Genomic DNA, 22,746 nt, shown 5'->3' on the forward strand with positions numbered 1-22,746 from the left:
CAAAAATGAACAGGGGAACACATCATGTTACGGATGAATCAAGAACAAATCGACGGTAAGTTAGGCTTCATTGATGATTATTTAAGTGCCCAAAATGCCGCAGATGGCTCGAAAATGGATGCTAATGCGAACGTAACACAAAAGAACGTGGCGACCTTGGAAGCGGAGCTGATGAAAGACTTCTTCGTCCAGGTGAACCGTGCTCAGGTGAGTCGCAAAATTACCGAACTATTTGGCGCAGAACTGGCCACCGAGTATGTTCGGCAAATTGAAAATCATGAAATCTATGTGCATGACGAGACCAGCCTTAAACCCTATTGTGTTTCGGTCACTATGTATCCATTTTTGCGTGACGGACTAACGAAGCTGGGGGGCGAATCGTTGGGACCGAAGCACATTGAGTCCTTCTGCGGCACCTTCGTCAACTTCGTGTTTGCTGTGAGTTCGCAGTTTGCTGGTGCTGTGGCAACGGTCGAGTTTTTAACCTACTTCGACTACTTTGCCCGCAAAGATTATGGCGATGACTATCTCAATACTCACCGCCATGAAATTGCTAACCATTTGCAACATGTGGTTTATGCGCTAAATCAGCCGGCAGCTGCGCGCGGCTACCAAAGCGTGTTCTGGAATATCTCCATTTATGATCAGTACTATTTTGACAGCATGTTTGGGGAATTTGTTTTCCCAGATTTTAGCAAGCCGAGCTGGAAGTCCGTATCAGCACTACAAGACTTCTTCTTAGATTGGTTCAATGAAGAGCGCAATAAAACGATCTTAACCTTCCCAGTGGTGACGGTAGCCATGTTGACTGATAGCGGTCGTTGTAAAGATCAATCCTTTGCTTATGACATGGCAAACCACATGCAGAAGGGGAGTTCATTCTTCGTCTATTTGTCTGACAGTGCCGATTCATTGGCGTCCTGCTGTCGCTTGCGCAGTGAAATTGCTGACAATACGTTTTCCTATACGCTAGGCGCTGGAGGGGTTGCGACCGGGTCGATTAACGTCATTACCGTGAATATGAATCGTCTTGTCCAAGACCAACGTGATTTGGCGGAAGAAATCGACAAGATACACAAATACCAAGTGGCCTACCGACGCTTAATGGAAGAGTACAAAGAGGCTGGACTGCTTACCGTTTATGATGCGGGTTTTATTAGCCTCGATAAGCAATTTCTCACAATCGGCATTAACGGTATGACCGAGGCTGCCGAGTCGCAAGGCATTCAAGTAGGAAATAACCAAGCCTATAAGGACTTTGTGCAACGACATTTGAAGGTCATTTATGACGCCAATAAAGCCGCGAAAAAGACCTACGGTTACATGTTCAACACAGAGTTTGTGCCGGCTGAAAACCTCGGCGTCAAGAACGCTAAGTGGGACCGGAAAGATGGCTATTTTGTGCCGCGCGATTGCTACAACTCATATTTTTACACCGTTGAAGATGACAGTGTGAACGCGCTGGATAAATTTGTGTTACATGGAAAAGAACTGATCGAGTATCTCGATGGTGGCTCAGCTTTACATTTAAATGTGGAAGAAAAACTGTCCACCGAAGGCTACTTGGCATTGTTTAATACCGCTGCTGCAACAGGCTGCAACTATTTTTGTATCAATGTGAAAATCACCATCTGTAATCGCTGCGAGCATATCGACAAGCGCACGCTGAGCGCCTGCTCAGACTGCGGTTCTGACGATATTGATTATGGCACGCGGGTCATTGGCTATTTGAAACGCGTGTCTGCGTTCAGTGCTGGACGCCGTCGCGAGCATTCGTTACGCCACTACCATCGTGAACGCAACCAGCTGGCTGCGAATGCCCGGTTCGGCAAAGCGGTCGACGAACAAAAGACGCTCGAGAACGTCAGTTAACCAAGAGCAAACAAAGACTACCCACAAAGGGGAGGGTTTCCTCCCCTTTTGGCGGAAGGAGAGGAGCAGGTTAATGTGGTAAGCTGCCGCTATCAATTTTGTTCGGAGCAACACCATGTTAAGTAGTTATGACGATTTTATTGACGCAGCGCAAAAACAGCCTGAGCCGCAGCGCTTACTGTTAGTGTTCACCAAGGCTGAAATGCCAGAAAAGGCCACAGCGGAACAGCAAGAACGCTTTCAACGGGGCGAAGGTGGCAACTTAAATCCAGTGCTTTGCGTCGATAAACTGCCAGAAGAAATTCAACAATTCGACGTTTTGTTGCGCGAATCTGAACACACGGGTGTTGACTGGGATATCGCGTTCGCAGCGAGTATGAGCGGCTTAATTGGTGTGCCGCCAACACCTGAACAAGCAGAGCAGCCATTAAAGATGATGGTGGAAAGTATTAAGGGTGGGAACATTGCTAATTTTCTCGCTTTTAATCGTCAGGGCGAATTGCTCCGGATTCTCTGACGACTTTTCCGCTCAGTGCGCTGGTACACCAGCTGCCACTGAGCGGTTTTTCTTTTTGTGAAGGCCCGTTCGATTAATGCTGAGCGCGCGCTTCACGGCTCAATAGCACTTCCTCGGCGAGTGCCTCTGAAAGATCATATAAAGCTTTCGGGAGACGCGCTTGCAACTCGATCGTGTCTAAATAGTTCTTCAATTCCAAACCGAGTTCGGTATCGCCAATCAGCATTAATTTCCGGCGGAAGAACAAGGTGTCCGGATCGACTTTTTGCGTGATGAGCAAGAACAAATCGTCCATGTTGCCACGGAAGAGAATATCGGCATCGTGCGTTGTCATGATGACCTTTAGGCGCGGTGCCATCTGTTGCGGGTTTAGTGTCACAATAAACTCAAGCTGAATATCGCTGACGACCACTTTTACTGTGCGGTTGCGCAGAAAGTCGAGCCGCCCTTGTTGCAGATCAGTTTTGAAAAACTGATTTAAGGTGAACTGCAAGGACTGGGTGGTCAATTTCGACGGCGCCAATTTTACCCCTTTTGCGACAACATTGGGGGCTGCTTCTACCACCTTCTGGATAACTCTATTTTTGTTTAACATTCAAACACTTCCGTAAATATTTTGGGTAAAATCAAAGACCCTTAAACGGTATCAAAAGTTTGTGCCGCCGCGTTAATCTAAATCAAGTATTGATGAGAAAGTCTGGGTTAAGGTGCGTCCGTCACTGTTCACTTTGAATTTATTAATGAATGAGGCCCTTTATGGAATTGTTATGTCCTGCAGGGAGTATTCCAGCATTAAAAGCAGCCATCGAGCATGGTGCTGACGCTGTCTATGTTGGTTTGAAAGATCAAACCAATGCCCGCCATTTTGCCGGACTCAATTTAGAAGCCGGAACATTGCATGACGCGGTGCGTTATGTGCATCAGCATGGTCGTAAAATTCATGTTGCGATCAATACCTTTGCCCATCCAGATACGTTCCAGCGCTGGACGGCTGCGGTCGATGCGGCCATTCAGGCAGGCGTTGATGTGCTGATCGTTGCCGATATGGCGGTATTGAGTTATATCGCCGAGCGCTACCCGGAACAGGAAGTTCACTTGTCCGTGCAAGCGTCGGCAACGAATGCGGCGGCGATTGAATTTTATCAACAAGAATTTGGCGTAAAACGTGTGGTACTGCCACGGGTGTTAGCCATGAACCAAGTCCGCGCACTGGCTCGAACCACGAATGTAGATTTGGAAGTCTTTGCCTTTGGCAGTCTTTGTATTATGGCCGAAGGTCGTTGTTATTTGAGTTCGTATATGACCGGTGAGTCGCCGAATACGGTTGGAGCTTGCTCGCCAGCGGCTTGCGTGCGTTGGGACGAAAAGGACGGCGTGCTTGAATCACGTCTTAACGGTGTTTTGATTGATCGCTTTCAACCTGAGGAAACAGCCGGTTATCCAACCTTGTGCAAAGGTCGTTTTGCTGTCGACGGTGAGGTCTACCATCCACTCGAAGAGCCAACCAGTCTAAATACCTTAGGGCTCTTACCGGAGTTACACAAGGAAGGAATTGCCTCGCTAAAAATTGAAGGGCGTCAGCGTTCACCTGCTTACGTGGCGCAGATTACCAAAGTCTGGCGCGCCGCCATTGACGCGGTTTTGCATGATCCCGATCGTTTCCATGTCCAAGACGATTGGAATCGGGTACTCGCGGGCCTTTCCGAGGGCAGTCAAACCACCATCGGTGCCTACCACCGCAGCTGGAAATAGGAGACAAACCATGCAGTTTTCATTAGGGCCGGTGCTGTACTTCTGGCCAAAAGCAACCATGCAGGCGTTCTATCGTCAAGCAGCTGAAAGTGATGTGGATGTGGTGTACCTTGGTGAGACGGTGTGCAGCAAGCGCCGCGAACTCAAGCTCGATGACTATCTGACCATTGCCCATGAACTCCGCGAAGCAGGAAAGCAAGTGTGCTTGTCGACTATGACCTTACTCGAGGCGCCATCGGAGTTGCGTGAGCTGAAACGCTATTGTGACAATGGCGAGTTTCTTGTCGAGGCAAATGATGTCGGTGCCATTCGCTTACTGCGTGAACATGGATTGCCATTCGTCGCCGGTGCAGCGATCAGTGTGTATAACCAACACAGCGTGAAACGACTGGTCGACATGGGCATGCAACGTTGGGTTATGCCCGTTGAGCTCTCGCGGGATTGGCTGCAAGAGTTGCTTAGCCATGACGAGGTGCAATCGGTGCGTGATCGATTTGAAGCCGAAGTCTTTGCCTTTGGGCACATGCCACTCGCTTGGTCGGCCCGATGCTTTACGGCGCGTTCGGAGAATCGGCATAAAGATCAATGCGAACTCTGCTGTATTAAGTATCCAGATGGGCGCCGCGTCGACAGTCAAGACGGTCAGCGTGTTTTTGTGCTCAATGGTATTCAAACTCAGTCCGGCGATCGCTATAACCTCATTAATCAAGTTCCTCAGATGCAAGGGCTCGTTGACGTGGTGCGGATTAGCCCACAAGCGGAAGGCACTTTTGACTGGCTAGAGAAGTTCCGCGACAATACCCAAGGAGCCGCCCCAATAAAATTACCCGCGGGCGATGTGAATGGCTATTGGCTACAACTAGCAGGAATGGTGCAGCAAGCATGACAACAACGAAGCAAGCTCGAATTGGCATTGTGACCGTAAGCGACCGTGCCAGTGCTGGCGTTTACGAAGACATCTCTGGCAAAGCAATCATTGCTACGCTGAATGACTATTTAACTTCGGCGTGGGAGCCTGTTTATGAAGTGATTCCCGATGAACAGCCGGAGATTGAAGCCATGCTCAAACGCATGGTTGATGAGGACGGTTGTTGTCTGGTGGTAACGACTGGCGGCACAGGGCCAGCAAAGCGCGATGTCACCCCCGAGGCGACCGAAGCTGTGTGTGACCGCATGATGCCCGGTTTTGGTGAGCTGATGCGCACAGAATCGTTGAAGTATGTGCCGACGGCTATTTTGTCGCGGCAAACGGCAGGGCTGCGCGGGTCAAGCTTGCTGATTAATTTACCGGGCAAGCCGAAAGCTATTCGTCAATGCCTCGATGCGGTTTTCCCAGCCGTACCGTATTGCATTGATTTAATGGAAGGTCCGTACTTAGAGTGTGACGAAAGCGTGATACAGCCTTTTCGGCCAAAGGCAAAGTAATCAGCCGCGGTTGATCACAAACAGATAGATGACCAAGAGCAAGGTGACAAACCAAAATCCCGACAGCAGCTGCCAAAACAGTAAGCTGCTGCCACGGGTGCTTTGCTTGACTTCGTCGCGCAAAAACTCCGGGTTGGGTTGGCGAATGTCACGTAAAAAGCTCGCGAGTGTGGTGTAGCGCACTTGCAGGTCAAATGACACCCCTTTCTCGAGTGCGCGGTCGAGCCAGACTGGTATCGCTGGGTTGGCTTTACGAGCGCTGATATAGCGCAAGCGGTCATAGTCACTCGGTGTTTTGCACTCTTCAATTTTGCTGCCATAGGGCAGTTTTCCCGTGAAGAGCTCGTAGGCGATGGTGGCGAGTGCATAGACGTCGCCTTGAATCGCTGAGTTTTTACCGGTGAGGTACAAAGGGTCTGAATAGGCAGCTGTCCCTAATACGGACTCTTGGTCAATCGGAATGAAAATCTCGGCAACGCCGGCGACAAATACTGAGCCGAAATCGACAATTTTGGCGGTTTCTTTCCCGGTGCCAGGCTCTTGCTGAATAATGATATTGCCGGGTTTTAGGTCTTGATGAATCGCTTCGCAATCATGGAAAGCCTGCAGGCCAGCCGCAACTTGTTCGAGAATACTGAGCGCCCGAGCTGGTTTAATCGGCTGGTTGATTTCTAGCCAGCGCTCCATGTTGACGCCTTCTACGTACTCCATTAAATAATAGAGGAAACTCCGTGGCCGGTTTTGCCGAATAATTCTGGTTACATGCGGGCTTTCAATGCGACTGCCGATCCACTCCTCGCGAATAAAGCGTTCAATGTAAGCGGTGTCGTCGGAAAAGTTTTCCGATGGTGTTTTCATGACTATTTCGGCACCGCTTTCGTTGTCACGGACGAGATAGAGATGACTACGAGAGCTCGCAAAGAGTTCGCTGATAATCTCATAACCGTCAACTTTCATGCCCGGGCTAAAGGCTGGCGGGAAGGGCAGTTTGGTGAGTTTCTCGTGATAGTCGTCAATGTTTTCATTCGGTAGTTGGTGGATATCGACGACGATAATACTGACATTGTCGTCACAACCGTTTGCCAGTGCCTGCGCAAATAATTGTTCCGCCGTTGCTTGCGCCGACAGCCCCGCATTGAGCGCTTCTTGTATCGCGTCAAGGCTAACAAACTCGTGTAAACCGTCTGAGCTTAGCAGCAATTTGTCGTGGATTTGCAAATTAATCCGTTGGTGGTCAAGTTGCAGATTACTGTCCATCCCCAAGGCACGAGCGAGAAAGTGGCGATCTTGACTGAGGTGAGCCGTGTGGTCGTGGGTGAGTTGTTGGCATTGACCCTTGCGCCAATGGTAAACGCGACTGTCACCCACATGAAAGATATGCGCCGAATGAGATTTTATGATCGCGGTACTAAAGGTACACAACTGACCTTTCATTTCGTTGGCAAAGGCATGACTGTGACGATACAAACGTAAATTGATGGTCGATAGCACTTGCCCAGCACTATGGCTCACCGACCAGGTGTCGGGCGTTTTCGGATAGTCTTGAATAAAGGTCCGGACTGCAGTGGTGCTGGCTTCTCGTCCTGCTTCGGCGCTACTGACACCGTCGGCGACAGTGAAAATAGCGCCTTTATAGGTCAATAAATGAGCACTTTCAGGCACCAAGGCGGCGGCTGCATCTTCGTTGCCTTGTTTACCGCCTTCGTTACAGAGAACAAAGTAATCAAGCTGTAGTTGCTGTGATTGCTCCGGCCCTGCTATCGGTGCCTGTGTTTCCATTTATTTATGGCCTACCTCGATGGTGTGAACCGTGCCATCTGGCATGACTTCAGTAATGTGGCCTTTCGGGTTGTCCATAAAGAACACCGCGACCAGCCCAATTAATGCTGAAGCTGCAATGACATAGAAGAAGACACTGTAGGAAACAAAGCTGAGGACAGTCAAGTAGACCACCGCACCCACGTTACCATAGGCGCCAGCCATACCGGCGATTTGTCCTGTCATCGAGCGTTTAATCAGTGGAATCATGGCAAATACAGCACCTTCGCCCGCTTGCACAAAGAACGAGCAAGCCATGGTGACGAGTACCGCAACTAAAATCCACCAGTTGCTATCAATAAGTCCCATCATAAAATAACCAACTGCCAAGCCGGAAATCATGATAATCAGGGTGCGACGACGACCATAACGGTCGGAGAACCAACCGCCCATCGGCCGCGAAACTAAGTTCATAAAAGCAAAGCCCGACGCTAGTAAACCAGCGGTGACGGGGTTCAAGCCTTCAAACGTCTGCAAGAAATACAGTGGCAGCATGGACACGACCGCAAGCTCTGAACCGAAGGTCGCAAAGTAGGCGATATTTAAAATAGCCACTTGTTTAAATGAGAATTTCTCCAGTTCCGGAACACCTTCACGCAAATGTTCGGCATTGATACTCCAAGTTTGCCAAGTGTGATAGATGAACACCACCAGAAGTATGGCCCAGAATACGTACATGGTTGATTCAGAGAGCAGGTTTACGCCGCCGGGTGCTAGGCGCCAAGCCAGTAAACCAAGGGCAAGATACATGGGGATATTCATCAAAATTAACGCCCACAAGGCGCCCCAAGAAGACACCAACATGGCACCTGATTTTTTCGGCTTAAAATAAATCGAGCCTTTCGGGGTATTACGCGCGAGCTTGTAGAATACTAGGCCGTAGATACCACACAAAATACCAACCAAAGCGATGGCGTAACGCCAGCCATCGTCACCACCAAATGCCAGTGCTAGTGCAGGAAGCGTCATCGCAGCGGCGGCGGAACCAAAGTTACCCCAACCGCCATAAATGCCTTCGGCTGTACCAACTTGATGGGCGGGAAACCACTCGCTAACAAGACGAATACCGATAACAAAACCGGCACCGACGAAGCCTAACAAGAAACGGAAAATGGCTAAGCTGGTGTAGGTATTGGCAAAAGCGAAACCAATACATAAAAAGGCAGAGATCACTAATAGGGCGGAATAAATCAGGCGTGGCCCCAATTTGTCGACCAACATACCGACAATAATCCGCGCGGGAATGGTCATAGCGACGTTCAAGATTAATAGCGCGCGCACTTGCGCATCGGTCAAATCAAGGGTTTCTTGAATCGATGATAGCAATGGCGCATGTGCAAACCACACCGCAAAGGTGAGAAAGAACGCGAACCAAGTTAAATGCAGCGTCTTTATTTTTGGATCGCTGAAGCGAAACAAATTTAAGCTAGTAGCAGACGACATGATGACCTCATTACAAGTAGGGGTTTATTCTGAGTGCATTGTCTTTAGGTATAGGCCTAGCTTGCTTGATCTACATCAAGAAGGCGATTGGGCGAAAATTAAGGAAAAGTAACTCGCTATCCCAAAAGAGGTATAAAGATATCCGCTAGGTGATTGATTTTATTTGAGGTGTATACCTCAAACGTATTAGTTTAATTTGGGAAAGGTGGTAGCCAGGGGCTATGGAGGTATTCCTTGTGGTTGCAGCGAATACAGGTAAAAATCATTATCATGTAGCTAATGTAGAGGCAGGATAATTAAATGGATGCGACCCTTCCCGGTGCTTGGCGAGCACTCACTTTAGCCACGTTAGCATTTGCAGCGAACTTCTCGGTGTGGATTATTTACGCGGTGCTCGGTATTGATATCCAAGCGCAACTCGAGCTCAGTGGCACACAACTCGGCCTGCTGCTCGCAACGCCAATTGTCTCTGGCGCCTTATTGCGCATTCCGGTTGGCATCCTATCGGAATATTGGTCGGCTCGGACGTTATGGATTTGGCAGATGGTGATCACCATTCCGGCCTTGCTACTTCTCCCCTTGATTGACAGCTATGCAGGATTTTTATGGGTCGGCTTATGGATAGGCCTGAGTGGGATCTCATTTACCCTCGGTATTCGTTATGTGACAGATTGGTTTTCACGCCAACAACAGGGTCTCGCGCTTGGTATTTTTGGCGCCGGTAATGCCGGTGCTGCTATTTCCTTTATTCTGCTACCGTTATTGGTGATGCGGCTCGATTGGCAATGGACCGGGCCGTTCTACGCGATAGGCCTCTTGCTCATGCTTCTGGTTTTTATGGCTCTGGCACCGAAAGTACCCAGCTATGTGCCGAAATTCCAACCGGCTTGGCGTGATCAGTTAAGACCGTTAAAAGATCTACGGGTTTGGCGGTTTAGCCTTTATTACTATTTTGTCTTCGGTAGCTTCTTAGCCCTGATCCTATGGCTGCCAAGTTACTACATGAGTGCCTACCACCTGACCTTTCAGCAAGCGATGGGCTTCACTCTGTTTTTTGTCACGACCTCGAGTATGGTGCGGGCGCTCGGCGGCTGGTTAGCAGATCGGTACGGTGGGCAGTTGGTCAATTGGAGCGTGTTTTGGATTTGTTTGGTGTGTTTGTTCTTCTTGAGCTACCCGCCAACCACCATGACCATTCACGGTCTCGAACGGGATGTCGTGCTGTCGGTGGAAATTAACGTTTGGTTATTTACCGGCTTGATTTTTGTCATTGGTATTGCGCAGGGACTCGGCCGAGCGAGCGTTTATAAAGTTATCCACAATCACTACCCACAACAGATGGGATCTGTGGGTGGAATTGTCGCCGCGCTCGGTGGTTTAGGTGGCTGCACCTTACCGGTCTTATTCGGTGTGGCACAAGATTTGCTTGGTATTAGTAGTGGTGCCTTCATGGTGCTCTATGCCGTGTTAGCTGTGTGTATGACGGTAATGTTTTTTGCCATGCGCGCTGAGCGTTACCGCAAAGAACTTGCGGCTGCACAAGCGCACGACTTTTATCAAGAACAGTAAGCGACAAATCAAGGGGAACGTCGTTATGCAAATTACAGATTTAGCCAAGGAGCAAGCATTAGCGCCGTTATTACGTCAAGCGTTTCGGCCGATGTTCTTGTTTGGTGCAATATTCAGCGTGATCGCTATGCTCCTTTGGGGTTTGGCGCTGTCAGGTATTATTCAATTAACGCCATATTACAATGTAATGTTCTGGCACCAACATGAAATGGTTTTCGGCTTTGTTGCTGCCATTATTGTCGGTTTTCTTCTCACCGCGGTGCAGAACTGGACAGGAATGCGCGCTACACATGGGCGCGAACTCTTCATTCTCACTGCAGTTTGGCTAGCGGGTCGATTATTAATGCTGTTCGGTGGCGGCTTACCGGTTTGGCTCGTAGCGATCGTCGATTTAGCTTTCCTACCACTCGCTGCACTTATGTTTGCCGTGATTGTGATGAAAGCTGGGCAAACACGAAATTTGTTCTTTGTGCCGGTGCTCTTGCTCCTCACCGTCTGTAATGGTCTCATGCATGCCGGCGTGATTTGGGGGCAATTCCAGTTTATCCAGCATGGCAGTATGAATGCTATTTGGTTGATCACCCTAATTATGGCAATTGTGTCTGGGCGGGTTTTACCGATGTTTACAGCGAACGGGACGGGGACGCCGAGGGTCACACCGGTGCCCTTGTTGGATAAACTTGCGCTAGGCTCGCTATGGCTCATTTTTGCGCTGCACTTTTTCTTATTAACACCTCATATTCCAGCATCGGCGATGGCTGTACTGTTTGCCTTTGCGGCGGTGGTGAACTTAATTCGCCTTGTCCGAGTGCGTTTTTGGGTGACGTTTAACGTACCTTTACTCTGGTCATTACACATAGCGGTTGCATTTATCCCGTTAGGATTAGCGCTCTTCGCTCTGCGCTATGCTGGATTTTCGGTGAGTGTAAGTACTGGGGTGCATGCGTTAACGGCTGGCGCAATGGGCGTGATGATCTTGGCGATGATGGCACGTGTGTCACTCGGTCACACGGGTCGCTTATTACAACCGAAAGCGATTATGACCGTCGCCTTTGTGTTGGTTATCCTCGCAGCCTTACTCCGCATTTTTGCCGGTTGGTTGCTTCCCGGTTTCCCGTTAACTTGGTATAACGTGGCCATCGGCGCTTGGGTCGTGGCTTATTTGTTCTATATTGTGGTGTATTTTCCGGTCTTGACCACGCCGCGAGAAGACGGTCGGCCTGGTTAATAAGTAGTCAACTGTATGATGTAAATCAAAGGCGCCTGACTCTTTCGAGGTACGGCGCCTTTTCTTTTCTGTGATTTGATTCATATCAATCCGGATTTTCTTGGACTCTCTAAACTTCTCCCCATAGTCTGCGAAGCGCTGAAAGCGTGGCAGATGATCTACGGAGGAGTGCACGATGGCACAGGTTGAAAATGTAGAGCCGAAAATGAGCGTGGTTGAGAAGCCGCTGGTCTATTCGTGTTCAGGTTGTTCGAACGTTGCCCAACTGGCAAACGATATCGCCGTTTGGATGAGCCGCGAAGGCGTTGCGGAAATGTCCTGCATTGCCGGTGTTGGTGGTGGTGTGCGTCCGTTGCTGAAAACAGCGCGTTCTGGTCGACAAATTATCGCTTTAGATGGCTGTCCACTTGCTTGTGTAAAAAACACACTGAAGAAAGCTGACGTCGAGCCGACGTGGCACATTGAGCTGACCCGTTTGGGCTTGAAGAAGCATGATCAAGAAAATTGCACGTTGGCGGATACATTTCATGCGTTGGAATATGTTTATGAGCAAATCGGACTGAAAAAACAGCCGGTTAATCACGCGGATTTGCGCATACCGAACAATCCGGTGACTTCGGCAGATTAATGCGTTGCCAGCTTGCGTGAGCGCCGTCGTAAAGTAGCACTGCGCCACTCAATGTCTCACCTACGTGTGCAATTAACTTGAGGGTTTCAACGGCTTGTAGCGCGCCAACAACGCCAACGACCGGCGAGAAAACGCCAGCTTCCATGCACGTCAGTTGTTGTTCACCAAACAAACGACTAAAGCAGCGATAACACGGGGTGTCTTCAGTCATCGGATAGACGGCGACTTGACCTTCGAAGCGGATGGCGGCGCCGGACACCAAGGGAATTTGTTGTTGCCAACAAAATGCATTAAGCAAATTGCGCGTTTCCAAATTGTCGCAGCAGTCCACGATGACGTCGCTGTTAACCAGCACGGCCTCGAGGTTATCGCGCGTGAGGCGCTCGCTGATCGCTTGGATTTTCACTTCACTGTTTAAGGCGCGCAACGTTGCTGCCGCGGTTTCAGCCTTAGAATCACCGATATTATGCTCACGAAATAGAATCTGACGTTGCAAGTTACTGCGCTCGATCCGATCGTTATCGATGAGAATTAACTCACCGACACCACTTCCAGCTAAATACGGTGCAACTGCGCAGCCGAGGCCACCCATGCCGACAATGGCGACGCGAGCCGCAAGAATACGCTCTTGGCCCGTGAAGTCGACGGTCGGCAACATGACATGACGCGAGTAACGTAAGGCCTGTTGGTCAGACATAGGCTGTGTGGGTTTCGACATAAAGTCTCCAAGGCTTACTCAGGATTGGTAGGGCTTGATTGTGCCACAGGCTCGGGGCGACGCCAAAGCCAGAACGCAACAGCAGCGAGAAAGGGCGGTAATAGATATTTCAACAGTACGGGTGCTGGCGACCAAAACAGCATGACCAGACTGACAGCCATCATCCCTGTGGCAATCCATTTCGCTTTGCGAGAAACGGCTCCCTCGCGACGCCAAGCCAGAATACTCGGTCCGTAACGTGGATGCCTCAGCAGCCAGTTTTCCAGCTCAGGCCAGCCCTTACCGGCAGCCCAAGCAGCCAAGAGCACAAATGGCACGGTAGGCAAGCCCGGCAGCGGGATCCCGAGAACTGCCAATTTTAATGAGACAATGGCGATTAAACGCCAGAATAAACGCCGCAGTAGAATCATGCGCTCTCTTTTCTGCCGGCCGTGGCGTTGCGACTGCTTTCCTTAAGACCAAGGCGCGTTGCCAATTTATGCAGATTACTGGCGTCAATACCAAGTAGCCGCGCAGCCTGTGCCCATGACTGGTCTGCACGATGCAAAGCCTGACGGATGAGCGCTCGCTGGGTTTGTTCGACGGCTAACTTTAGATTCGGTAGCTCTTTCCCGGATTCAGACTGTGGTAGCTCTTCACGAATCAGCGTCGATGGTGCTGCTTCTAGGCCATCAAAACAGTCAGGGGTAAGGGTGACGATATCGGAGCGGACGACGCCGCGGCTCAGAGCCTTAATCGCTGCCCGACTAATGACATGCTCAAGTTCACGAACATTGCCCGGCCAGGGGTAACTTAATAGCAGCGCTTCGGAAGTCTCGGCGATCCGTAAGCTGCGAAAGCCAAGCCGCGTACGGTTTTGCTCGAGGAAGAAGCCAGCAAGTAACAGGATGTCGTTACCTCGGTCACGCAGTGGTGGAATATGCAGTGGATAAACCGAGAGTCGATGGTAAAGATCTGCCCGGAATTCACCAGTTTTGACTTGCTCGCGTAACTTTCGGTTAGTCGCTGCAACAATCCGCACATCGACATGCCGTGTTTTATCTGTGCCGAGGCGCTGCACCTCACCATTTTGCAGGACACGTAACAACTTTGCTTGGATGTTTAACGGCAATTCGCCGACTTCATCGAGGAAAATAGTGCCGCCGTGCGCGCTTTCGAAACGACCTTGGCGTTCGCTCGCTGCACCGGAAAAGGCGCCTTTGGCGTGGCCAAATAATTCGCTCTCGGCCAAGGTTTCCGGAAGTGCCGCGCAATTGACATACACCATAGGCTTCTTCGCTCGTGGCGACAAAGCATGCAGCCGTCGAGCAAAAAGCTCTTTACCGGTTCCAGTTTCGCCGAGTAGTAACACAGGAAGCTCGGAGTCGGCGACGACATTAAGTTCATCCAGAACAGAGGCCATTTCCTGACTATGGCCGATAATTCCTGCTTCTGCCTGTAACTTCCGCTCCATTTGCGCTTCATCTTGACGACCTTGGCGCAATGCTTTGTTGTCTTGCTCGAGGCGAGTCATCCGCAGCATGGCTTCCATGACGATGGCGCAACTCTGCAGCTCCAGTCGATGACTTTCATTAAACGTGCCCGGTGTTAAGGCGTCGAGGGTGACCACTCCCCAAGTTTCGCCCTCAATAAACAAAGGCATGCCCATGCAGTCGTGCACGGCTAATTGCTCACCGGGTAGTGCTTCGATTAAGCCGTCATAAGGGTCTGGCAGCGGGCTGTCCGGTTCAAAGCGAATGGCTTGCCGCGCGGAACAAAGCATGGCTAAACGTGGATGCTTGGCAAGTTCGAAGTGGCGACCAAAGGCTTCTTTCACTAAGCCATGATTCGCCACGGGCGAAAGCGTGTCGTCTTCTTTGCGCAACAACACGACGGCACCACAGGAAAAATAGCTTTTCAGGGTGCTGACTAATTTTTGCAGGCGCACGGGACCCGGTTGATTGGTGACGAGGTCGGCGAGAAGACTCGATTGGATCATGGTAGTTTCAACCTTGAGGGGGTAAATAGTACCCAGAACAACATGGGTGAAAGGTACCATGCGGCGGTGGATGGCTGTATTCCTCGCAAGGAGTACCTCTTCCGAGTTGACCTGATTAACCGACGCGTGAGCACGCAATCCTGTGGATAACTTACAAACTGGCATGCACCTTGCAAACTTTAAAAATCAACTAAATAAGTTTTTTCAATGTAGACAGATTGAACCGAGGAGTTATCGATGCAGTTTTCCACCACTACCCAGTCACTTATGAGCCGCTCGCTACACCAATGGCAAAAAGCCGACAATAACGAACTGATTGAATTTATTTTGGAGCGCTACCACGCGTTACACCGTGAACAGTTACCGCAAGCGATTCAACTTGCCCGCCGCGTTGAGCAGGCCCATGCGGGTGACCCTAATTGTCCCGAGGGGCTTGCTGAACATTTGAGTGACATGTTTCAGGAATTGGAAAGCCATATGATGAAGGAAGAGCAAATTCTGTTTCCGATGCTGTCTACGGCAAGCTATCCACAAGGACCGATTATGGTCATGGAGAGCGAGCATGATGAACATGAGTTAGCGTTACAGCACATCGAAAAAATTACCAATAACTTAACCTTGCCAGCGGGTGCATGCGGCACATGGACCGCCTTGTATGACTTGCTTGCAGAGTTAGTGCAGGATTTGCGCGAACATATTGAATTAGAAAGCCGCGTACTGTTTGTACCGGAAGAGCAACTTGCCGGTCGTTGCTGTGGCGGATGTCAGTAGGGGGCTTCGTCGCAACAACACCGACAGGAAAGGGCTGCATTGCAGCCCTTTTTTCGCCTTGTCACTTAAACGACTTTCGAATAACTTTGCTGACCGTCGAGTAGATAGGCATCAAAGGTGCTGCAAATACTGCGCACCCACAGGCGGCCGAGATCGGTCACCACGAGCTCTTTGTCGGTGAGTGTAACTAAACCGTCTTCGGTAAACGGCGCCAGTCGCGGGAAGCTGTCGGCAAAATACTCTTTAAATGTAAGTGACCACTTACTTTCAAATTTGATTATGTCGAGCTTGAAGTGGCAAATGACTTCTGCAATCAAGTCAGCACGAATTTGGTCGTCATGCGTTAAACTGACTCCCTTGATGACAGGTAACTGACGTTGTTCTATAGCTTGATAGTAGTCTGGTAGGTCTTTCTCATTCTGCCAGATCACACCGTTGATTTGGCTAATTGACGATACCCCTAACCCTAGTAGCGCGTCAGAGCCGTGGGTTGTGTAACCTTGGAAGTTACGCTGCAGTTTCCCTTCGCGTTGAACTTTTGCGAGCTCGTCATCAGCGCGTGCAAAGTGGTCCATGCCGATAAACTGATAGCCAGCAGCAGTAAAAGTGCGAATCCCCATTTCAAGAAGTTGCAGCTTCATTTCTGGGTTGGGCAACGCACCTTTGTCGAGTTTGCGTTGGGCAGCAAAGCGCGCGGGCAAATGCGCGTAGCTAAACAAGGAAATCCGGTCAGGGTTCAATTCAACAACTTTATCGAGCGAGCGTTGAAAGCTCTCGGGATGCTGATGTGGCAATCCGTAAATGAGATCAAGGTTAATTGAGTCAAAACCATATTCGCGTGATTTATGCACCAGGGTCTCGATCATTTCATCGTCTTGCACGCGGTTGATGGCGATTTGTACGGTGTTGTCGAAGTCTTGCACGCCGTAACTCACGCGATTAAAGCCGAGCGTTCGTAGGTGTTTTAATTTTTCCAGCGAGCAGCTGCGCGGATCAATTTCAATACTGATTTCATGCTCACCATTAGCCACTAAACCAAGATGTGTTTCCAGCATGGTCATCAGCCGAGTCAGTTGTTCCTCGGTAAGGAAGGTTGGCGTTCCGCCGCCTAAATGCAAGGGACCAAGCTTGCGTGCCTTCAGCAACGATCGATACAGCTTCATTTCATTTTCAAGCGCATCGAGGTAGGTGTCGGCTTTGCCTTGATGACGGGTAATGACTTTGTTACAGCCGCAGTAATAGCAAAGCTTGTGGCAGAAGGGTAAGTGAATATAGACGCTTAACGTGCGATCATCCGCGGCTAGCGCAGAGATGACGTGCTCGTGTGCGAATGGCGAGCTTAGCGCCAAAGCGGTTGGGTATGAAGTGTAGCGTGGCCCATTAATGTTATAGCGGGCAATGAGCTCAGGATCCCAACGAAAATCTGTCATAACCAGTCCTACCTTTACGTCTATCGAACACGGAGTATACCGATTCCGTCGTTGCTCGGCATTGATCTGCCACAAGCTAGGTTGCTATGGTGTCATCGCGCGGGTTTGCTGAAGATGATTGTAATAGATTGTTATTTATGAATTAAATTATAAATCGGGATGGGTTCTTCGACATTTTCCGGCATTGAGTTAACTCGAAAGGGGTAAGTGAGTACCCCAACAAAACCTGAGTACAAAAGCCTCAATGGTAAACGACAGAAGCGATTGCGTTGTTATACTGGTTGCGGTTATTCTGCTTGTTCGTATCCTTCCATCACTGAGTGTGAAAAGAGAGAAACTTCAATGGAAATGTATCTACCGATTAAGCATGTGCACATGCTCACGGCTTATATCACGGCGTTCTTGTTTATCCTGCGACTCGTACTTGATGCTCTGGGTAAAACTGGTTGGCGGCAGACACCTTTGCGCTGGTTGCCGCATGTGAACGACACAATTTTATTACTCATGGCGGTTAGCTTGATTGCGCTGGCAAATTTACCGGTCTTTGGTTTACCCTGGTTAGTGATAAAAATTGTCTTATTATTTGGCTACATCATTGCTGGTGTTTTTGCCATGAATCTGAAGCGTCCAAAGCAGGTCCGGGTGATTGCAGCGGTGTTAGCACTTGCGCAACTATTGTTTATTTTCCATTTAGCGGTTGCCAAACCGATGCTCTGGTAAGCATCACAGAAGACAAAAAGGTCAGCTGTGCGGCTGACCTTTTTTGCGACCGTGGGCAATATCATTTGATTTTTAGTTTGCTCTCACAGCGGTTACGGCCATTGGCTTTCGCTCGGTAGAGCGCTTTGTCCGCGCGTTCAAAAATTGCGTCCCACTTCTTGTCGTCTTCATAGTGGGCGATGCCAATACTCACCGTCACAGCGGGTAATTCTTGCCAATCATTGTTAGCGACGGCAGCACACACGCGCTCGGCGAGATTGACCGTATCGGGGTAACTTGTTTCCGGTGCGATGATCATAAATTCCTCGCCGCCCCAGCGACCGAATACATCGGTTTCTCTCAGGGTACGTTGAATGACCTCACACACTTTGATGAGGACTTCGTCACCAACATGGTGACCATAGTTGTCATTGATATTTTTAAAGAGGTCTAAATCTAGCAGTAAAACGCCAAAACTCCGTTGATAGCGCGTCGCAGTATTGAGCGATTGACTCAGTTGTTCTTCGAGGCGGCGACGATTAAGCACACTGGTCAAATCGTCATAGCTTGCCAATTTTTCCAAACGTTCATTAAGGATGCTCAGCTGCATGGAGTCAGCGACGATAAGAAGATCACGGGCAATATCGCGAGCTGCATAGAGTTGTGCGCTGCGCCAAGGAAGGCTTTTGCCACGCACTTCTTCTTCCCAGAGGCCAAATGATTTTCGTGGCCCGAGCATGGTTCCGGACTTTGTTTGCACCTGCATTTTCTCCGGTGCGCCAGCCCACTTTCGTGTCAGGCGCTTTTCTTTCCGAAACAGAATCAGGTACGAAAATGTATCGCCTTCAATTTTCGATGGGATGGCCAACACCCCTGCAAATGGAGAGTTCGGCTTAAAAACATCTGGCATATCATCCTGAATTTCGTTGCTATGCCAGAACAGTTGATGACTATTCTTTTTTTCGAGCGACGTCACTAATGTAACAATTTCGCCATGCGAGGGCACTTCGCCGACGCTGGTTAAGCGTTCGCCGCGCAGGTAACTTAAACCGTCAGAACGCAACAGTTCGAGCCAATGCGTCGCGTGTTCTTGCACTAACTCATGTGGCGAGGACGTCACATGTGAGGACTGTGCTAATGCCGCTCGGGCATCATGGAGCCGGCGCATGTAACGTTCGACTTGGCGGGAGTGTATTAACCACAGTCGCTCTGCCGCAAATTCAATCAGCCGCAACAGAAGCATTCGCTGGCGTGGTTGAATCACCCGCGGCTCACTATGGTGACAGGCGATAATACCCCACAATTTATCATCTTCAAAAAGGGCAAGTGAAGCAGATGCAGCCACACCCAAATTGCGCAGGTACTGCATGTGTAAAGGCGAAACTGCCCGTAAGCTACCGCGACTTAAATTCACCGGCTCGGCATGCTTTGAACGCATTAGCAGGGGTACGGGTTCATCATGGCTGTCAGGAACCATGCGCACCGGATTATGGTGATACATAGCGCGCGCTTGCGGCGGAATATCACTGGCTGGAAAGTGGTGATGGAGCATGGACTGCAATTCACCCCGCACACTTTCGGCAATGACTTCGCCGTGCCAGTCTTCATCGAAGCGATAAAGCATAACACGGTCATAACCGGTGTACGCTTGGGTAATTGTTGTGAGCGCCTGAATTAAGCTTTGATGCGTAAAACAAGACTTAATTCGATCGAGGCCTTTTTGTAACTCGAGATCGAACCAGTTGTGACTATCGGCGCAATACGCTTCGACTTCAATCACCCAGAGCCCGTTCTGCAACCACGCAAAGTAGCTAAGTTCGTCAATAATTGACCACAGCGTATGCTGCTGGCTTTGGTTTGCGTTTTCAAGCTCAGTGAGCAAAGGAGCAGGCAAAAGCTCTGAAGGTTTGGCGGCGAAGCAATCAATGTTGGCAAGGTTGGGAAAAAACGTCACCGCATTTTCGCTGTATGCAACGCACTGGTGACAGTCCTGAGACAATACGAAAAGAACACCGAACGACTGAATCGATTGTGGAATATGGATCGGTTCTTTTTCACACGCATCAATGAGAGCTCCGAGCTCGGCATCGATTTGGGTGCTAATTCCTTGGCTCATTCAACGTGTCCTAAGTAGTGATTGACACAATTTAGTGATTAGATTTTCTCACTTTGAAATAAATGCATCAGTTCAGTAAAGGTAGCATTAGCGTGGGCAATAATGAAATCTAAATCACGATTTTTCAACTGATTAAGATCAACCTTTTGCTCGAGTTCAGCACTCCAGTGACGCCATGCTTGCCAGCCACTTGGTGATTGTTGCCAAAGATTAAAAAAATGAACACCGAAACGAGGGTTAATGCGTTGTAAACGTTGACTTATAATTTTCCCGCCATTGGTCGAGCCTTCGACCACGTATAAAGTTGCAAATGCGGCCAACTCCTTTTCTTGTTCAGGCAATTGGGCGAGGTACTCAGCAAATCTCGAGCAATGAACCACTGGTGTTGGGTGCTGTAATTCAGTTAAATCACGCAGCAAGCATACGCTGCGCGAATGATAGGAGTAGGGTGCGATGTCATGCAAAATTGGCTCAAGTGGTTGGTAAAAAACGTAAAATCTTTGGATGACTTGAGCATATTCGTCTTTACTTAAATCGTGATGCAAAAGCCGGCTTAACAGTGGCGCCTGTTCCAAGTTTTTGTGCGCCTGCGCAGTTGCTTGGCGTAACATCAGCGCTAGACTCGGCTTATTGAGCTCATCTATTGCGGTCGTCATTTAAGATTGCTCAGCAAGTTGTGTGGCCAAGCGTGCAACAAACGCATAAATACTCAGTTGTGGGTTGGCACCGACGCTTGTCGGAAAGATGGAACCATCAAAGATCCAGCAATTTTGCAGCTGATGGTGACGACCATCAATCCGCGTCACGCTTTGCTGTGGGTCGAGACCCATGCGACATCCGCCCATGACATGAGCGCTGGAAAGACGCACTTTTAAGCGCTCATAAGGCAGGTTCTCGAGCATGTTCACGAGCGCAGACTCCGAGTCGGCATACTCAGCCCCGGTATGTAATGGCATCACCCGTTGCGCGCCGGCGGCAAACTGAATTTTGGCCATATTCAGTAGCGCATCGCGAACCGTGCGCCACAAGCTCTCTTTCAGGGGGTAGTCTAAAACCGCATCGCCGTTGCGACGGAGCTGAACTTGGCCGCCCTGACAATCGGGTAGAAATCCGTCGCGCATGAGTGCCAGCATTACGTTTGTGTGGCTCAGCTGTTGCATCCGTAACCAGTTTTCGACGCCCCAGCTGCCGAGCAAAGCGGAGACGACACTCGGTTGCATGGGGGGCACTTCAAGCTTGTAGCCGAGTCGGCTTTGGTCCAGCGGAATGTCGTTAAAGTGATCCGAGTAAACTGATTGTGGCGCACCATAAAAGCCATTAATTGGCTGTTCGAATTGTGCTGCAGTCATGCAAACTGGGTGCAAAAATGTGCGACTACCAAGCACTTTATAGGGGTCTGGTGCTTTCGAGCGCATCAGCAAAGCCGGAGTATTGATCGCACCTCCAGCGCAAATGATGCGCTTGGCACTAACATAGAAACCGGGACCGTCGCTACGAGTTAACCACGTATTCATGGGACTGACGAACACACCCTTGACTGTGTCACCTTGAATATCCAGTCGCTCCACCCGCGCACTATGAATGAGCACAGCATGATGGCTGAGCGCATTGGGGATGGTGGTGACTAACATCGACTGTTTCGCGTTCACCGGGCAACCGGTGCCGCAATAGCCCAAATTCCAGCAACCGGTGACATTGCGTGGAATAATGTCCCAGTGCCAACCGAGTGCTTCGCAACCGTTGCGGATGACGTCGTTGTTAGCGTTTGGAGGCATCGCCCAGCGTTCGACGTTAAGCCGCGTTTCAATTTGCTCGAACCAAGGTGTCATCGAACTTGTGTTGGCGTAATCAATGCCGTAGTCGCGTTGCCAAGTGCCGAGGGTCGACTCCGGGGTACGAAAGCTACTGGTCCAGTTAACCGTTGTCGTGCCTCCGACTGTGCGTCCTTGCAAAATGCTAATGCTGCCATCGGCCGTGGTTCGTAACGCACCCTCTTGGTACATCTCGGTGTAAGCTTTCAGCTCATCATTTTCAAAGTCGCTGGACGTTTTTAGTGCGCCTTCCTCGAGAATGAGTACGCGTTGACCAGCCAGCGCCAGAATTTCAGCCGCCGTTCCCCCACCGGCACCACTACCAATGATGACGACATCAAACTCAGGTAGGTTTGGCATAGCCTGGGTGGCGTCGAAAACTTGCCAACCGTCACGCAGACCTTGACGAAATAAATCAGGTACTGGCATTACTCATGACTCCGATGTAAAGGAGGTGGTCCCGGATAGCCAATCGCCTGCCATGACGCAGAGGTGCCATACCAAGCCATGTGGCAAAGTTGGCAAAGACCTTGATAGCCAAAGCGCAAGAGCGCCACGCGACTATCTCGCCAACGCAGCAGAAACTTCTGGATATCGCGTTCGGTCGCTTGTGACCACTCGCCCCAATAACCGGTCGTTGGCCCTTGGGTTGCTTTGAAGGTCATCAGGTCAAAGAGATCGCGCAATTCGGCTTGTTTCGCTGGGCTACTGTGTGCTAACAGCCGATCGATGTTGTCTAGCGTAGTGTCCAAATTCGCGGCAAACGCCGGATGTGGGCCGATAACAAACGGTAAAATTGCCGTCAGCAACTGAATGTCCTGTTGCCGTAACTGTTGAAACTCAGGCGCAGCGGAGCGGCGATTACGCTGAACCCAGCGCGCTCCGGTTCCCGCCGCTGTAAGTACAAGAGCGCCACCAATCCCAAACTGCATGAAGCGCCGTCGACTGAGCGAAATGACTTGACCCATGGC

21 protein-coding genes are annotated in these 22,746 nt (G+C 50.0%); 10 read left to right on the forward strand and 11 right to left on the reverse strand.

All coding sequences use genetic code 11. The annotated features are described in order from the left end of the window. The first annotated feature begins 24 nt into the window (after nt 1-24). Nucleotides 25-1,872 (forward strand): anaerobic ribonucleoside-triphosphate reductase, encoded by a 1,848-nt coding sequence (gene nrdD, locus LAT77_RS04305; RefSeq protein WP_290563318.1) that lies wholly within the window; start codon nt 25-27, stop codon nt 1,870-1,872. A gap of 115 nt (nt 1,873-1,987) precedes the next feature. After that, on the forward strand, nt 1,988-2,389 hold the full coding sequence (locus tag LAT77_RS04310; RefSeq protein ID WP_290563319.1) for a ribonucleotide reductase subunit alpha: 402 nt from the start codon (nt 1,988-1,990) through the stop codon (nt 2,387-2,389). A gap of 73 nt (nt 2,390-2,462) precedes the next feature. On the opposite strand, the gene LAT77_RS04315 is transcribed toward LAT77_RS04310, so the two are convergent. Then, nucleotides 2,463-2,912 carry an SCP2 sterol-binding domain-containing protein gene (locus LAT77_RS04315; protein ID WP_290563320.1) on the reverse strand — a complete coding sequence of 150 codons (450 nt, stop codon included), beginning with the start codon at nt 2,910-2,912 and terminating at the stop codon, nt 2,463-2,465. A gap of 233 nt (nt 2,913-3,145) precedes the next feature. Between LAT77_RS04315 and LAT77_RS04320 the strand changes: the two genes are divergently transcribed. The 3 genes from LAT77_RS04320 to mog are packed head-to-tail and all read left to right on the forward strand — an operon-like array spanning nt 3,146 to nt 5,566. Then, nucleotides 3,146-4,141 (forward strand): peptidase U32 family protein, encoded by a 996-nt coding sequence (locus LAT77_RS04320; RefSeq protein ID WP_290563321.1) that lies wholly within the window; start codon nt 3,146-3,148, stop codon nt 4,139-4,141. 10 nt (nt 4,142-4,151) lie between these two features. Next, nucleotides 4,152-5,027 (forward strand): U32 family peptidase, encoded by an 876-nt coding sequence (locus LAT77_RS04325; protein ID WP_290563322.1) that lies wholly within the window; start codon nt 4,152-4,154, stop codon nt 5,025-5,027. Further along, the gene (gene mog, locus LAT77_RS04330) at nt 5,024-5,566 is read left to right on the forward strand and encodes a molybdopterin adenylyltransferase (protein WP_290563323.1); all 543 of its coding nucleotides are present in this window, start codon (nt 5,024-5,026) and stop codon (nt 5,564-5,566) included. The genes LAT77_RS04325 and mog overlap by 4 nt, the downstream gene beginning before the upstream one ends. Here mog and LAT77_RS04335 read toward each other — a convergent pair whose 3' ends face one another. Next, nucleotides 5,567-7,345 carry a bifunctional protein-serine/threonine kinase/phosphatase gene (locus LAT77_RS04335; RefSeq protein ID WP_290563324.1) on the reverse strand — a complete coding sequence of 593 codons (1,779 nt, stop codon included), beginning with the start codon at nt 7,343-7,345 and terminating at the stop codon, nt 5,567-5,569. It abuts the gene before it with no gap. Continuing rightward, a complete protein-coding gene (locus LAT77_RS04340; RefSeq protein ID WP_290563325.1) occupies nt 7,346-8,827 on the reverse strand; it encodes a NarK family nitrate/nitrite MFS transporter in 1,482 nt (493 codons plus the stop codon). A 300-nt stretch (nt 8,828-9,127) separates the two neighbouring features. On the opposite strand from LAT77_RS04340, the gene LAT77_RS04345 reads away from it, so the two are divergent. From LAT77_RS04345 to LAT77_RS04355, 3 genes are all read left to right on the forward strand, one after another. Next, complete coding sequence (locus tag LAT77_RS04345) at nt 9,128-10,396, forward strand: NarK/NasA family nitrate transporter (protein WP_290563326.1); 1,269 nt, start codon at nt 9,128-9,130, stop codon at nt 10,394-10,396. Between the two features lie 25 nt (nt 10,397-10,421). Further along, nucleotides 10,422-11,624: an NnrS family protein gene (locus tag LAT77_RS04350; RefSeq protein WP_290563327.1), complete on the forward strand. Its 1,203-nt coding sequence runs from the start codon at nt 10,422-10,424 to the stop codon at nt 11,622-11,624. Nucleotides 11,625-11,799: 175 nt separating this feature from the next. Further along, nucleotides 11,800-12,252: a putative zinc-binding protein gene (locus LAT77_RS04355; protein ID WP_290563328.1), complete on the forward strand. Its 453-nt coding sequence runs from the start codon at nt 11,800-11,802 to the stop codon at nt 12,250-12,252. Here LAT77_RS04355 and LAT77_RS04360 read toward each other — a convergent pair. From LAT77_RS04360 to norR, 3 genes are read right to left on the reverse strand one after another with little or no spacing between them, the layout of a single operon-like run. Then, nucleotides 12,200-12,970, reverse strand: coding sequence for a molybdopterin-synthase adenylyltransferase MoeB (locus tag LAT77_RS04360; protein WP_290563329.1), 771 nt, complete (start codon nt 12,968-12,970; stop codon nt 12,200-12,202). The two genes, LAT77_RS04355 and LAT77_RS04360, sit on opposite strands and share 53 nt — an antisense overlap. Nucleotides 12,971-12,984: 14 nt before the next feature. Further along, on the reverse strand, nt 12,985-13,380 hold the full coding sequence (locus LAT77_RS04365) for a YbaN family protein (protein WP_290563330.1): 396 nt from the start codon (nt 13,378-13,380) through the stop codon (nt 12,985-12,987). Continuing rightward, nucleotides 13,377-14,948 (reverse strand): nitric oxide reductase transcriptional regulator NorR, encoded by a 1,572-nt coding sequence (norR, locus tag LAT77_RS04370; protein ID WP_290563331.1) that lies wholly within the window; start codon nt 14,946-14,948, stop codon nt 13,377-13,379. The genes LAT77_RS04365 and norR overlap by 4 nt, the downstream gene beginning before the upstream one ends. Before the next feature lie 237 nt (nt 14,949-15,185). On the opposite strand from norR, the gene LAT77_RS04375 reads away from it, so the two are divergent. Beyond that, on the forward strand, nt 15,186-15,719 hold the full coding sequence (locus LAT77_RS04375; protein WP_290563332.1) for a hemerythrin domain-containing protein: 534 nt from the start codon (nt 15,186-15,188) through the stop codon (nt 15,717-15,719). A 65-nt stretch (nt 15,720-15,784) separates the two neighbouring features. On the opposite strand, the gene hemN is transcribed toward LAT77_RS04375, so the two are convergent. Further along, the gene (gene hemN, locus LAT77_RS04380; RefSeq protein ID WP_290563333.1) at nt 15,785-17,149 is read right to left on the reverse strand and encodes an oxygen-independent coproporphyrinogen III oxidase; all 1,365 of its coding nucleotides are present in this window, start codon (nt 17,147-17,149) and stop codon (nt 15,785-15,787) included. A gap of 342 nt (nt 17,150-17,491) precedes the next feature. Between hemN and LAT77_RS04385 the strand changes: the two genes are divergently transcribed. Beyond that, entirely contained in the window at nt 17,492-17,869 is a 378-nt protein-coding gene (locus LAT77_RS04385) for a SirB2 family protein (RefSeq protein ID WP_290563334.1), read from the forward strand. 61 nt (nt 17,870-17,930) lie between these two features. Here LAT77_RS04385 and LAT77_RS04390 read toward each other — a convergent pair whose 3' ends face one another. The 4 genes from LAT77_RS04390 to LAT77_RS04405 are packed head-to-tail and all read right to left on the reverse strand — an operon-like array spanning nt 17,931 to nt 22,743. Then, entirely contained in the window at nt 17,931-19,964 is a 2,034-nt protein-coding gene (locus LAT77_RS04390; protein ID WP_290563335.1) for a sensor domain-containing diguanylate cyclase, read from the reverse strand. 38 nt (nt 19,965-20,002) lie between these two features. Continuing rightward, entirely contained in the window at nt 20,003-20,620 is a 618-nt protein-coding gene (locus LAT77_RS04395) for a biliverdin-producing heme oxygenase (protein ID WP_290563336.1), read from the reverse strand. Then, the gene (locus LAT77_RS04400; RefSeq protein ID WP_290563337.1) at nt 20,621-22,204 is read right to left on the reverse strand and encodes a GMC family oxidoreductase; all 1,584 of its coding nucleotides are present in this window, start codon (nt 22,202-22,204) and stop codon (nt 20,621-20,623) included. Further along, nucleotides 22,204-22,743 carry a hypothetical protein gene (locus LAT77_RS04405; protein ID WP_290563338.1) on the reverse strand — a complete coding sequence of 180 codons (540 nt, stop codon included), beginning with the start codon at nt 22,741-22,743 and terminating at the stop codon, nt 22,204-22,206. The genes LAT77_RS04400 and LAT77_RS04405 overlap by 1 nt, the downstream gene beginning before the upstream one ends. Between the last annotated feature and the right edge of the window lie 3 nt (nt 22,744-22,746).

Source organism: Aliidiomarina sp., assembly GCF_022565475.1.
GTDB lineage: Bacteria > Pseudomonadota > Gammaproteobacteria > Enterobacterales > Alteromonadaceae > Aliidiomarina.